Annotated in this window: 12 protein-coding genes; 7 read left to right on the plus strand and 5 right to left on the minus strand. The window is 70.3% G+C overall.

The features are described from left to right. Nucleotides 1-38: 38 nt before the first annotated feature. A complete protein-coding gene (locus tag H1W00_RS03405) occupies nt 39-1139 on the minus strand; it encodes an inositol-3-phosphate synthase (protein WP_181753595.1) in 1101 nt (366 codons plus the stop codon). Between the two features lie 7 nt (nt 1140-1146). Further along, nucleotides 1147-1728 carry a PadR family transcriptional regulator gene (locus H1W00_RS03410; RefSeq protein WP_181753597.1) on the minus strand — a complete coding sequence of 194 codons (582 nt, stop codon included), beginning with the start codon at nt 1726-1728 and terminating at the stop codon, nt 1147-1149. A 166-nt stretch (nt 1729-1894) separates the two neighbouring features. Between H1W00_RS03410 and H1W00_RS03415 the strand changes: the two genes are divergently transcribed. Next, nucleotides 1895-4087 carry a transglycosylase domain-containing protein gene (locus H1W00_RS03415; RefSeq protein WP_181753599.1) on the plus strand — a complete coding sequence of 731 codons (2193 nt, stop codon included), beginning with the start codon at nt 1895-1897 and terminating at the stop codon, nt 4085-4087. Nucleotides 4088-4099: 12 nt separating this feature from the next. On the opposite strand, the gene H1W00_RS03420 is transcribed toward H1W00_RS03415, so the two are convergent. Both H1W00_RS03420 and H1W00_RS03425 read right to left on the minus strand, forming a co-directional pair. Next, on the minus strand, nt 4100-5134 hold the full coding sequence (locus H1W00_RS03420) for an alanine racemase (protein ID WP_181753601.1): 1035 nt from the start codon (nt 5132-5134) through the stop codon (nt 4100-4102). Between the two features lie 69 nt (nt 5135-5203). After that, nucleotides 5204-6316, minus strand: a complete 1113-nt coding sequence (locus H1W00_RS03425) for a peptidoglycan bridge formation glycyltransferase FemA/FemB family protein (protein ID WP_181753603.1) — start codon at nt 6314-6316, stop codon at nt 5204-5206. 112 nt (nt 6317-6428) lie between these two features. Between H1W00_RS03425 and H1W00_RS16975 the strand changes: the two genes are divergently transcribed. Beyond that, nucleotides 6429-7319, plus strand: a complete 891-nt coding sequence (locus tag H1W00_RS16975) for an SIP domain-containing protein (protein WP_181753605.1) — start codon at nt 6429-6431, stop codon at nt 7317-7319. A gap of 12 nt (nt 7320-7331) precedes the next feature. Here the strand turns inward: H1W00_RS16975 and H1W00_RS03435 are convergent, their stop codons facing one another. Then, the gene (locus tag H1W00_RS03435; protein WP_181753607.1) at nt 7332-7766 is read right to left on the minus strand and encodes an HNH endonuclease; all 435 of its coding nucleotides are present in this window, start codon (nt 7764-7766) and stop codon (nt 7332-7334) included. Nucleotides 7767-7870: 104 nt separating this feature from the next. Between H1W00_RS03435 and H1W00_RS03440 the strand changes: the two genes are divergently transcribed. The 5 genes from H1W00_RS03440 to H1W00_RS03460 are packed head-to-tail and all read left to right on the plus strand — an operon-like array spanning nt 7871 to nt 13074. After that, a complete protein-coding gene (locus tag H1W00_RS03440) occupies nt 7871-9400 on the plus strand; it encodes a circularly permuted type 2 ATP-grasp protein (protein ID WP_338072817.1) in 1530 nt (509 codons plus the stop codon). Further along, the gene (locus H1W00_RS03445) at nt 9400-10326 is read left to right on the plus strand and encodes an alpha-E domain-containing protein (RefSeq protein ID WP_181753608.1); all 927 of its coding nucleotides are present in this window, start codon (nt 9400-9402) and stop codon (nt 10324-10326) included. The genes H1W00_RS03440 and H1W00_RS03445 overlap by 1 nt, the downstream gene beginning before the upstream one ends. Nucleotides 10327-10334: 8 nt before the next feature. Then, complete coding sequence (locus H1W00_RS03450) at nt 10335-11165, plus strand: transglutaminase family protein (protein ID WP_181753610.1); 831 nt, start codon at nt 10335-10337, stop codon at nt 11163-11165. A gap of 40 nt (nt 11166-11205) precedes the next feature. Beyond that, the gene (gene mgrA, locus H1W00_RS03455; protein ID WP_181753612.1) at nt 11206-12279 is read left to right on the plus strand and encodes an L-glyceraldehyde 3-phosphate reductase; all 1074 of its coding nucleotides are present in this window, start codon (nt 11206-11208) and stop codon (nt 12277-12279) included. A gap of 51 nt (nt 12280-12330) precedes the next feature. Further along, nucleotides 12331-13074, plus strand: a complete 744-nt coding sequence (locus H1W00_RS03460) for an ABC transporter ATP-binding protein (protein ID WP_078699654.1) — start codon at nt 12331-12333, stop codon at nt 13072-13074. Nucleotide 13075 lies beyond the last annotated feature (1 nt).

Genomic DNA, 13075 nt, shown 5'->3' on the forward strand with positions numbered 1-13075 from the left:
CCGAAGGATCCGGTGCGTCTCACAGGTGGTGCTGGAGCTCAGCGCTCCTCGGTGCCCGCGATGAAGGCCTCGAGGCGCTCGCGGCCCTCGTCGTCGGGACGCTGCTCCGGCGGCGACTTCATCAGGTAGGACGAAGCCGAGAGCAGGGCGCCCGAGACGCCACGGTCCTTGGCGATCTTCGCCGCGCGGATGGCGTCGATGATGATGCCGGCCGAGTTCGGCGAGTCCCAGACCTCGAGCTTGTACTCCAGGTTGATGGGCGCATCGCCGAACGCGCGACCCTCGAGGCGCACGTAGGCCCACTTGCGGTCGTCGAGCCACGCCACGTAGTCCGACGGGCCGATGTGGACGTTCTTGTCGTCGACCTTGCCGGCCAGCGAGCCGTGCAGGTTCGAGGTCACGGCCTGGGTCTTGGAGACCTTCTTGGACTCCAGGCGATCACGCTCGAGCATGTTCTTGAAGTCCATGTTGCCGCCGACGTTCAGCTGGTACGTGCGGTCCAGGGCGACGCCCCGGTCCTCGAACAGCTTCGCCATGACGCGGTGCGTGATCGTGGCGCCGACCTGGCTCTTGATGTCGTCGCCGATGATCGGGACGCCGGCGTCCTCGAACTTCTTGGCCCACTCGGGATCCGACGCGATGAACACGGGCAGGGCGTTGACGAACGCGACCTTCGCGTCGATGGCGCACTGCGCGTAGAACTTGTCGGCCTCCTCCGAGCCCACGGGCAGGTAGGAGACGAGCACGTCGGCCTGCGTGTCCTTGAGGACCTGCACGACGTCGACCGGCTCGGCATCGGACTGCTCGATGGTCTCGAGGTAGTACTTGCCCAGGCCGTCGAGCGTCGGACCACGCTGGACCGTCACGCCGAGCGGCGGGACGTCGGTGATCTTGATGGTGTTGTTCTCGCTGGCCTGCGTGGCCTCGGCGAGGTCGAAGCCGACCTTCTTGGCGTCCACGTCGAACGCGGCGACGAACTCCACGTCGTTGACGTGGTACGGGCCGAACTTGACGTGCATGAGCCCGGGGACGTTGCCCTCGGGGTCGGCGTCCTTGTAGTACTCGACGCCCTGGATCAGGGACGTGGCGCAGTTTCCAACGCCGACGATGGCCACGCGGACCTTGTTCTCCGAACTCATGGAGACCTCACTTTTCCTTGTCTGTCGTACTGGTTTCTTCCTGCTCCGTGAACGCGTCGGCGCGTTCACGGTCGATCAACTCGGTCAACCAGTTGATCTCGCGCTCCACTGACTCGAGGCCGTGGCGCTGGAGCTCGCGGGTGTAGGCGTCCATGCGTTCGCGGCGGTGGGCCGCAGCCGTGCGGACGTTGTCGAGGCGCTCCTCGAGACGGGACCGGCGTCCCTCGAGGATGCGCACCCGGGTGGGGGAACTGGTGCGGGCGAACAGTGCGAACCGCACCCCGAAGTTCTCGTCGTCCCAGGCCGAGGGGCCACCGTCCTCGAGCAGGGAGGTGAAGTACTCCTTGCCCTCGGCGGTGAGCCGGTAGACGATGCGCGGGCGCTTGCCGCGCGGCGACGTCTCGGTGTCGGCGGCGATGAACCCGCCACGGGTCAGCTGCTTGAGGCAGGGGTAGAGGGTGCCGTAGGACAGCAGCCGCGTCCAGCCGAGCAGGCCGTTGACGTGCTTGCGCAGCTCGTACCCGTGCATCGGGGAGTCGGCGAGCAGTCCGAGTACGGCCAGCTCCAGTGCTGCTCCACGTCGTGCCATCGTCGCCTCCCCCCACCGTGACTTCCGTTCGATGCCACGAACGGCTATATCGGTACGATACATCGAGTCAGCGGAAAATCGAGACCCCGACCCCGCCGGTCATGGGTTTCTCAGGAACTTCCGTCAGACTGTTGCGTTGGTACTCGTCGTCCGGAAGGAACGATTCGTGGCGAAAACTCGCACGAAGAACAAGCAGGGCCGCCTCTCGAGGTTCGCCCGCGGCATCGGTGGGAACGGCTCGTGGCCCGTCCGCGTGCTGCGGTGGATGCTCTTCCTCGCCGTCCTGGGCTTCATCGCCGGGGCGCTGTTGTTCGCGATCCTCTACGCGACCGTGAAGATCCCCGACCCCAACGCGGACTTCCAGACCGAGACCACGAACGTCTACTACTCCGACGGCAAGACCAAGCTCGGCAGCTTCGCCACGCAGAACCGCGAGAGCCTCGAGTACGAGGAGATCCCCGAGGTCATGCGCGACGCCGTCGTGGCCGCCGAGGACCGCACGTTCTGGGAGAACCGCGGCATCGACGTCCGCGGCATCGTCCGCGCCGCCCGCAACAACGCGACGAGCGGCCAGATCACCGGCGGCGGCTCGACCATCACGCAGCAGTACGTCAAGATCCTCTACCTGAACCAGGACCGCTCCTACACGCGCAAGGCGAAGGAGGCGATCCTCTCGGTCAAGATCCACAACCAGCTGACGAAGTCCGAGATCCTCGAGGGCTACCTCAACACGATCTACTACGGCAACGGCTCCTACGGCGTCGAGGTGGCCTCGCGCACGTACTTCGGCAAGCCCGCCGCCAAGCTCAACGTCGGCCAGGCCGCCTTCCTGGCCACCGTGATCAACAACCCCTCGTACTTCGACCCCTACGCCGAGGGCGCGAAGGACCGCGTCCTGCCGCGCTACAACTACGTGCTCGACGGCATGGTCAAGCAGGGCTCCATCACGGCCGAGCAGGCCGCCGCCCACAAGGGCAAGTTCCCCAAGTTCAAGAAGCAGCGCGCCAACCAGCGCTTCGAGGGCCCGAAGGGTCACGTGCTGGACCTGGTCCGCAAGCAGATGGCGGCCGAGGGCTTCCTCGACTCCGAGATCGAGGGTGGCGGCCTGCGCGTCGTCACCACGATCGACAAGGACAAGCAGGCCGACGCGGTCGACGCCGTCAAGGAGGTGCGGCCGGAGGGCCTCGACGAGCTGAACACGGCGCTCGTCTCGGTGGAGCCCGGCACGGGCGCGGTCCGCTCGATGTACGGCGGTCCCGACTACCTCAAGAACCAGCTGAACTGGGCCACGCTCGGCACGCAGCCGGGCTCGACGTTCAAGGTCTTCGCGGTCATCGCGGCGCTCGAGAACGGCTACAGCCTCCAGACGAGCCTCAACGGCAACGCGCCCCTGAGGATCGGTGACGCCGAGATCCAGAACCAGGGCGACTCCGGAGGCCGGTCCTACGGACGGATCAACCTCGAGCGCGCGACCGAGTTCTCGGTCAACACCGCGTTCGTCGACCTCACCGACCAGATGAAGGACGGCGAGGAGAAGATCATCGAGGCGGCCGGCGAGGCCGGCCTGCCCGAGTCCACGCTCGAGCGGATCGATCCGGTCATCGGCGTCTCGCTCGGCTACGCCCCCGTGGCGCCGATCGACATGGCCAACGCCTACGCCACGATCGCGGCCGAGGGCAAGCGCGCCGACTGGTACGTCATCGAGCGCGTGAACGACCGCAACGGCGCCCGCGTGTTCAAGCACAACGTCGCCACGACGCAGGCCATCGACGAGGACGTCGCGGCCGACACGCTGGCCGCGATGCAGACCGTCGTGCGCAGCGGATCGGGCCGGCAGGCCGCCACCTTCTGCCCCACCGCGGGCAAGACGGGCACGGCCACCGCCACCGACGGCGACGGCGACAACGAGCGCGTCTCGTCCTCGTGGTTCGTGGGCGCCACCCCGAAGCTGGCCACGGCGGTCATGTACAACCGCGGCAAGGGCAACGAGGAGCTCGAGGGCTACCTCAACCCGTTCTTCGGTGGCACCTACCCGGCGCAGACCTTCGGCGCGTTCATGAACAGCGCGCTCGAGGGCTCCGAGTGCGGCTCCTTCCCGCCGCGCGCGAACATCAAGGCCGACAAGGGCACGGCCATCTCCAACCCGGTGCCGAAGAAGGAGCCGGAGAAGAAGAAGACCGAGCCCACGAAGCGGCCGACCCAGCCGGCTCCGAAGCCGACGACGCCCGCGCCGACCACGCCGGCTCCGACGACGCCGGCTCCCACGACCCCGCCCCCGTCGTCCGAGCCGCCGCCGACCGTCCCCACGCCCGGGGGCGGCGGGGGCGCCGGCGGCGGCGGTGGAGGCGGACGGGACTGAGTCCCGCTCGGCTCAGGCCTCGCGGATCGTGTCGAAGCTGGCGATCGTGTAGCGCACCTGGGCCGGCACGGTGTCGCCCACGGCCGGGACGGTCGCGCCCTCGGGCAGCAGCACCATGCTGGCCTGCATGTGGGGCGGCTCGACGAACCAGCGCAGCTTCCCGTCGATCGTGAACGGCGACAGGGCCAGGCCCGCGGCGGCCAGACCGCCCTTGGCCGCGGCCTTGCTGCGACCGGCGACGCCGGTCACCGCCCGCGGAGCCTCGAGCCCGATGCCGTGGCTCGTGCCGCCGGCGATCACCAGCACGTGGCCGGCGCGGGGGACGCGTCCCTGGCGGTAGCCGATCCGCTCGCCTCGCTGGATGGTGTGCACGTCCATCACGGTGGCGCGGACGCTGAACGCGTCGAGCCGTCCGAGCCACAGGCTCGTGCCCACGCGCGGTCGAATGGTCAGCTGCGGTCGCTCGGTGCGCAGCTGCTCGAGCTGGGGACCGGTCAGGTGGGAGCAGAACACCGTGGTCGTCTCCAGCGCTGAGGTCGCCAGGACCGCGCACCACATCCGGGCCTCGTCGAGGTTCCCACCGGTCATCGGCAGGTGCATCGCAAAGCCCTCCACCACGAGTCCAGCCTCCGCGATGGCGCGGGCGGCCTCGGTGAGGCGGTGCCGGTCGAAGCCGTGGCGCGCCATGGAGGTCTCGATCTCGACCAGGACGCGGGCGCCGGGCAGCTGGGCGGCGAGCGCCGGGATGTCCTCGAGGCGTCCGAGCGTGTGCACCACGCGCGCATCGGCGACGCGGCGGGAGAAGGGGCGCCACGGCGTCAGCACCTGCACGTCGCCGGTGAAGGCGCCGAGCAGCTCGTCGGCCTCCTCGTAGGTGCCGGCGGCGATGGTCTCGAGTCCCAGCGCGCCGGCCTCGCGGGCGAGCCGCTGGCGGCCGAGCCCGTAGCCGTTCCCCTTGATCACCGGGACCAGGCCCGGCAGCGCGGCGTGGGTCGTGGCCAGGTGGGCACGCCAGTCGGCGGCACGGATCTCGAGGTCGAACGACATGGCCCCATCATTCCCGACCTGACCCGAGCAACCGCCGTCGGCCGGGTCCCGGTCGGTTGGCGGCGACGGTCAGCCGCGGCGCTTCATGTAGGCCGTGAACGCGGCGTACAGCGGGCGGTTCAGCGGCAGGTCCCACTCGCCGAGGTACTCCACGGCCTCGCCACCGGTGCCGACCTTGAACTGCAGCAGGCCCACGTGGGAGTCGTCGGTGTCGAGGGTGTCGGTGATGCCGCGCAGGTCGTAGACCTCGGCACCTCCGGCGATCGCGTCGCGCATCATCTGCCACTGCACCGCGTTCGAGCCGCGGACCTCGCGCTTCGCGGTGGTGGAGGCGCCGTAGGAGTACCAGGCGTGGGTGCCGACCTGCACGAGCGTGGTGGCGGCGACGAGGTCGCCCTCGTGGCGGGCCAGGTAGAGGCGCAGTCGTTGCGGATCCTCGGCCGTCATCGCGTCCCACATGGTCTGGAAGTACGAGAGCGGCCGCGGCGTGAAGTGGTCGCGCTCCGCGGTCTCGACGTAGACGCGGTGGAACTCGGCGAGGTCGTCGCGGGTGCCCACGGTGACCTCGACGCCCTGCTTGGCGGCCTTGCGGATGTTGCGGCGCCAGAGCTGGTTCATGCCGGCCAGGACGTCGTCCTCGGTGCGACCGGCGAGCGGCACCTGGAAGTTGTACTTGGGCTGGCCGGCGGAGAAGCCGCCCTCGGCCGCCTGCTCGCGCCACCCGAGCGAACGGAGCTGCTGGGCCACGGCGAGCGCCGTGTCGTCGGTGTGGTCGGCCGGGACGTCGCCGAGCCGGCTCAGGACGTCGTCGGCGAGGGCGGCCTTGAGGGTGGCGGCCTCCCAGCGACGGGTCACCAGGGCCGGTCCCATGCGGATGCCGAATGCCCCGTTGGCCTTGAGGTGGGCGCTCATCGCGTCGAGCGCCTCGGGCACGTCGCGGCTCCAGTCGAGCACGGGGCCCTCGGGCAGGTAGGCCAGGTAGCGCTTCAGCTTCGGCACCTGCCGGTACAGCACGAGACCGGCGCCGACGAGCTCGTCGCCGCGGAACCAGCCGATCGACTCGCCCCGCCACTCGGACTTCACCGCCGCCCACGCGGGGGTCTGCAGGAAACTCGCCGAACCGCGCGAGGCGACGAACGCCAGGTGCTGTTCGGCTTCGATGGTCCGTACGTGCAGGGTCACGGCTCGAGGCTATCCAACGATGTTTGTTAGGCTGGCCTAACGCAGTACCCCGGACGTGCCTGGAGGCCGATCCGGGCCGGGCCGCCCGGCGGCCGAGCATCGGAGGATCCCAGTGAAGACCTTTGTCGCGACCGTCCTCGGTCGTCGCGTCCTGACCCCGCACCTCGTCTCGATCACCCTCGGGGACATCGACGAGTGGCAGTCCACCGGCATCCCGGACGAGTACGTGCGCCTGCTGCTGCCGCCGCGCCCCGACGCCCCGGTCGTCCTGCCCGAGATCGGCGAGGACTGGTCGGTCACCTACCCCGAGGGCGCCGAGGAGCTGGTGCCGCGGGTCTACACGATCTCCGACCACCGCATCGTCGAGGGCCGGGTCCGCGTGGACGTCGACGTCGCCCTGCACGACCACGGGGTCGGGTCCGACTGGGCGCGCACGTGCGAGCCCGGCGACCGCGTCGGCCTGCTCGAGCCGCACGGCCTCTACCGCCCGCCGGCCGACGCCACCCAGCAGGTGTTCGTGTGCGACCTGACCGGCGTCCCGGCGCTCGCGCGGATCCTGCGCGGCCTCGCGCCCGGCGTCCGGGCCGACGTGCACGTGGTGGTCAAGGACGGGTCCGACGAGGTGCCGCTGCCCTCGACCGCCGACGTGACGGTGCAGTGGCAGGTCGTCGAGAACGACCACGACATCCCCGACGCCCTCGAGGCCGCGCTGCGCGCGCGTGACCTGCCCGCCGATCCGACGGGTCGCTACGTCTGGCTCGCGGGCGAGGCCCGCGCCGGCCGTGCCGCCCGCAAGCTGCTGCGCCGCGACCTCGGCTGGCCGCAGGCCTCCTTCTACACGTGCGGCTACTGGCAGATCGACGCCGAGAAGTGGAACGCCCGCTACGAGAAGGTCGCCGAGCAGGTCCAGGCCAAGGCGATGGAGGCCTACCAGCGCGCCGGCGAGGACGAGGGCGCCTACCTCGACGAGCTCGACGACATCTACGAGTCCGTCGGCCTCTGACCGATTCCCCGGTCAGGCGACCCAGGACGTGGGCCGCGCCGGGGTGATGAGCAGTGGCATGCCGGCCTCGGCGGGGGTGCGGTTGCCCTTCTTGTGGTTGCAGCGCAGGCAGGCGGCCACGGCGTTCTCCCACGTGAGCCCGCCGCCGCGCGAGCGCGGGACGATGTGGTCGACGGTCTCGGCCGAGCCGCCGCAGTAGGCGCACCGGCGGTCGCGGGCCTTGATCGCGCTCTTGGTGCACAGGTGGCTGCGCCGGTGCATCCAGCGCGCCACGACGTAGCGCACCAGGCGCAGGACCCGGGGCCGCGGGAACGGGCCGAACGAGTCGTCGGCCGCCTCCTCGATGACCGCCACCTCGCGCACCAGCATCTTGATGGCGTGGCGCAGGGACACGCGCTGCAGCGGTTCGTAGCTCGCGTTGAGCACCAAGACGTCACCTGCGGTCATGGGCGCGCCCCTTTCCGCTACGAAGCGTAACCGCGCGAGAGGCCTTTTCGGGAGCGCCGGCGGCCGAAACGTGCAAGTGACAATCCGCCCCTAAGGTGGAGTCCGTGACCCAGGCGCAACTGTTCGAGGGATACGGACCCGTCGCGGGCTTTGACGAGATGTACGGCGACGAGGGTCTGCGCGACCTCTACTCCTCCGTCCACGCGGCCTTCGGGAAGATGCCTCCCGAGGAGGTCCGCCAGCGCGCCGACGGGCTCGCGTCGTCCTACCTCGAGCAGGGCATCACCTTCGGCGTGGCCGGCGAGGAGCGTCCGTTCCCGCTCGACATCGTTCCCCGCATCATCGAGGCCGACGCGTGGGACGAGGTCGAGGCCGGCGTCAAGCAGCGCGTCAAGGCGCTCGAGGCGTTCCTGGCCGACGCGTACGGCGCGGGCGAGCTGTTCCGCGACGGCGTGGTGCCGCGCGAGACCGTCGTCACCTCGAGCCACTACCACCGCGTCGTCGCCGGCATCGACCCCGCGAACGGCGTGCGCATCCACGTCTCGGGCATCGACCTGATCCGCGACGGCGCCGGCGACTTCCGCGTCCTGGAGGACAACGCGCGCGTGCCGTCGGGCGTCTCCTACGTCATGACGAACCGACGCGCGATGTCGAGCGGCCTGCCCGAGGTCTTCGCCGACCACCGCATCCGCCCCGTGGCGCGCTACTCGCGCCAGTTGCTGTCGGCGCTGCGCGCCGCGGCGCCCGCGGGCGTGAGCGAGCCCACCGTCGTGGTGCTGACGCCGGGCGTCTACAACTCGGCCTACTTCGAGCACACCCTCCTGGCACGCACGATGGGTGTCGAGCTCGTGGAGGGCCGCGACCTGGTCTGCCACGGCGGTCGCGTCATGATGCGCACCACCGACGGACTGGCGCCCGTCCACGTCATCTACCGCCGCATCGACGACGACTTCCTCGACCCGCTGGCCTTCCGCGCCGACTCGGCGCTCGGCGTCCCCGGCCTCATCAACGCCGCGCGGGCCGGCAACGTCACGATCGCGAACGCGGTCGGCAACGGCGTGGCCGACGACAAGCTGCTCTACACGTACGTGCCCGACCTGATCCGGTACTACCTCCACGAGGAGCCGATCCTGCGCAACGTCGACACGTGGCGCTGCGGCGACGACGAGCAGCGCGAGGAGGTCCTCGACCGGCTCCACGAGCTCGTGCTCAAGCCCGTCGACGGCTCCGGCGGCAAGGGTATCGTCATCGGTCCGGCGGCCACCAGCGAGGAGCTCGAGGAGCTGCGCGCCAAGGTGATCGCCGCGCCCCGCGACTGGATCGCCCAGCCGGTGATCTCGCTGTCCACCGTCCCCACGCTCGTCGAGGACGGGATCCGTCCCCGCCACGTCGACCTGCGCCCGTTCGCGGTCAACGACGGCGATGACGTGTGGGTGCTGCCCGGCGGCCTCACCCGCGTCGCGCTGCCCGAGGGCGAGCTCATCGTGAACTCCAGCCGTGGTGGCGGCTCGAAGGACACGTGGGTGCTGGCCCGGCCCACCGAGCCGATCGAGGAGCCCGACGACGACCTCGACCCGGTCACCCAGACCCAGACGATGGCGCCCATCAACGCGCCGCTGAGAGGTGAGGGCTGATGCTCAGCCGGATCGGCGAGTCCCTCTTCTGGATCGGCCGCTACCTCGAGCGCGCCGACGACACGGCGCGCCTGCTCGACGTGCAGATGCAGATGCTGGTCGAGGACCCCGCCATCGACGAGGTCACCAGCTGCCAGCAGCTCTTCGCGGTGATGGGCATCGAGGGCTTCGAGGGCGTGCCGAACCGCTGGTCGATGCTCGACCTGCTCGCCTACGACCAGAAGTCATCGAGCTCGATCGCGTCGGTCATCGGGTCGATGCGTGAGGCCGCCCGCAGTGCCCGCGAGACGCTGTCCACCGACGTCTGGTCCGCGATCAACACCACGTGGCAGGGCGTCCCGGCGGCCACCTCGATGCGTCCGGCGGAGATGTTCAACTGGGTCCGCCGCCGCACCGCGATGATCGCCGGCACCGCCGACGACTCCATGCCGCGCGACCAGGGCTGGTACTTCTACGTGCTGGGCCGCAACATCGAGCGCACCGACATGACCGCGCGCCTGCTGTCCACCGCGGCCAGCGCCGGGGCGTCGGGCATCGCGTGGCAGAACACGCTGCGTGCGTGCGGCGGCTACGAGAGCTTCCTGCGGACGTACCGCGGCATCGAGCGCGACAGCGCCTCGGCCGAGTACCTGCTGCTCGACCGTTGGTTCCCCCGGTCGCTGATCTCCAGCCTGAGCGAGGCCGAGCGCGCCCTGACCCGGCTCGACGTCACCGGACGCCGCGCGGGCTTCTCCGACGAGGCTCTGCGCCTGCTCGGGCGGGCCCGCACCGAGATCGAGTACCGCCCGCTGAACGAGATCCTCGAGACCATGCCGGTCGAGATGGAGCGCCTGCAGCGCGCCTGCTCGGCCGCGAGCGACGCGATCACCGCGCGCTACTTCGCCCAGGAGGACTGGCACAGCTGGAGAGGACGGGTGTCGCTGTGAGCTTGAGGATGAGGGTCCGCCATGCGACCACGTACACGTACTCCGAGCCCACCGTGGCCTCCTACAGCGAGGCGCGGCTGACGCCGCAGACCACCGCCCACCAGTACGTGCGGCGCACGCGCCTGGAGATCGCGCCCACCGCGTGGTCGCAGGAGTACCGCGACTACTGGGGCGCCACCGTGACGGCGTTCGAGGTCACCGAGCCGCACGACGAGCTCACGGTCGTGGCCACCTCCGTGGTCGACACGGCCGACCCCGCCGAGCCCGGCGAGTCGATCGGCTGGGACGCCCTCGACCCGAACACCCTCGACCGCTACTGCGAGTTCGTGCACCAGCAGGACAAGGTGCGTCCCTCGTCGTCGCTCGTGACCGAGCTCGACGCGATCCGCGCCGACGCCCCCACCCCGGGCGCCTACGTCGAGCGGGTGGTGGAGCTGCTGCGCACCCGCGTCACGCGGCTCGTCGCCGCCACCCACGTCAGCGCCACCTCCGAGGAGGCGTGGGAGACCGGCCGGGGCGTCACGCACGACATCACGCACATCGCGATCGGCGCCCTGCGCCACGTGAACATCCCGGCGCGCTTCGTGGCCGGCTACGTCCACCCCGAGGCCGACCCGCAGGTCGACGCCCCGGTCGCGGCCGAGCCGCACGCGTGGCTCGAGTGGTGGGACGGTCGCTGGGTGGGCTGGGACGTCACGAACGGCGAGGCCCCCGGCGAGCGCCATATCGTGGTCTCGCGCGGACGCGACTTCGACGACAACCCCAACCTGCGCGGCATCTACTCCACCGACGGCGAGGTCAGCACCACCGTCGAGGTCGAGATCACCCGCCTGGCCTGACCCGGTCGCCGGTGTCGTGGGTGCGCCCTACCGTGGACCCATGAGCACCGACTGGACCCGCAACCGCGTTCCCGAGACGAACCGCCCCTGGCAGGCTGACGCCGATCGCTACCAAGGGCTGGAGTACCGCCGCGTGGGCCGGTCCGGGCTGCTGCTGCCGCCGATCAGCCTCGGGCTGTGGTGGAACTTCGGTGACAACCGCACCTTCGACACGCAGCGCGAGGTGCTCCGCCACGCGTTCGACCTCGGCATCACGCACTTCGACCTCGCCAACAACTACGGCCCTCCGTACGGCTCGGCCGAGGAGAACTTCGGCCGGATGATGCGCGGCGACTTCGCTCCCTACCGCGACGAGCTGGTCATCTCCACCAAGGCCGGCTGGGACATGTGGCCCGGCCCCTACGGGTTCCTCGGCTCGCGCAAGTACCTGCTGTCCAGCCTCGACGCGTCACTCCAGCGGATGGGCCTGGACCACGTCGACATCTTCTACTCGCACCGAGCCGACCCGGACACCCCCGTGGAGGAGACGGTCGGCGCGCTCGACACCGCCGTGCGCCAGGGCAAGGCGCTCTACGTGGGCATCTCGTCCTACTCGGCCGAGCGCACCCGCCGGGCCGCGGAGGTCGCGGCCGACCTCGGCACACCGCTGGTGATCCACCAGCCCGCCTACTCGATGGTGAACCGCTGGGTCGAGGACGAGCTCCTCGACACCCTCAAGGACACCGGCATGGGATCGATCGCCTTCACGCCGCTGGCGCAGGGCCTGCTGACCGACCGCTACCTCGGCGACGAGCCGGTCGAGCGCTCCGGCGGGCGGTCGTCCTTCGACGACTCCGTGGTCGAGGCGAACCGCGACCGCCTGCGCGGGCTGGCCGACGTGGCCCGCGAGCGCGGGCAGTCCCTGGCCCAGCTCGCGATCGCGTGGGTGCTGCGTCCGGGAGCGGCCACCTCGGCCCTCATCGGCGCCTCCAGCACGAAGCAGCTCGACGAGAACGTCGCCGCCGCGGCCAACACCGACTTCACCACCGAGGAGCTCGAGCGGATCGACGAGCTGGCCGGACATGACGCCGACGCCCGGGTCGATCTGTGGGGTGGTTCGGCTCACATCGTGTAACTCTGAGTGACCCCGTGCCGGAACTCAGGTTTTCTCGCCTAGGCTCTGCCCATGGAGAAGACCGTCGCGGCGCACGCGCACGAGCTGACGAAGACCTACGGCAAGGGCGATGCGCAGGTCCGTGCGCTCGACGGAGTCTCACTGGAGATCTACGAGGGTGAGTTCACCGCCGTCATGGGTCCGTCGGGCTCGGGCAAGTCCACACTCATGCACTGCATGGCCGCGCTGGACACCCCCGACGGCGGCCGCGTGACGATCGGACCCACCACGCTGGCCAAGCTCGACGACAAGGCGCTCACCGTGATGCGGCGCGAGAAGATCGGCTTCGTCTTCCAGGCCTTCAACCTCGTGCCCACGCTGACGGCCGAGGAGAACATCCTGCTGCCGCTGTCGATCGCCGGCCGTAAGCCCGACGAGAAGTGGTACCGCAACGTCATCGACGCCGTCGGCCTCGCGGACCGCCTCAAGCACCGCCCCAACGAGATGTCGGGCGGCCAGCAGCAGCGCGTGGCCTGCGCCCGCGCGCTCGTCAGCCGGCCTTCGATCGTGTTCGCCGACGAGCCCACCGGCAACCTCGACTCCACGTCGGGCGCCGAGGTGCTCTCGTTCCTGCGCCGCAGCGTCGACGAGTTCGGCCAGACGATCGTCATGGTGACCCACGACCCCGTCGCGGCCAGCTACACCGACCGCGTGGTCTACCTCGCCGACGGCCGCGTGGTCTCCGAGCTGCGCCACCCCACGGCGGAGAAGGTGCTCGAGCGCATGAGCGTGGTGCAGCGCCGGATCGGCGCGTGAC

This window comes from Aeromicrobium phoceense (assembly GCF_013868155.1).
GTDB lineage: Bacteria > Actinomycetota > Actinomycetes > Propionibacteriales > Nocardioidaceae > Aeromicrobium > Aeromicrobium phoceense.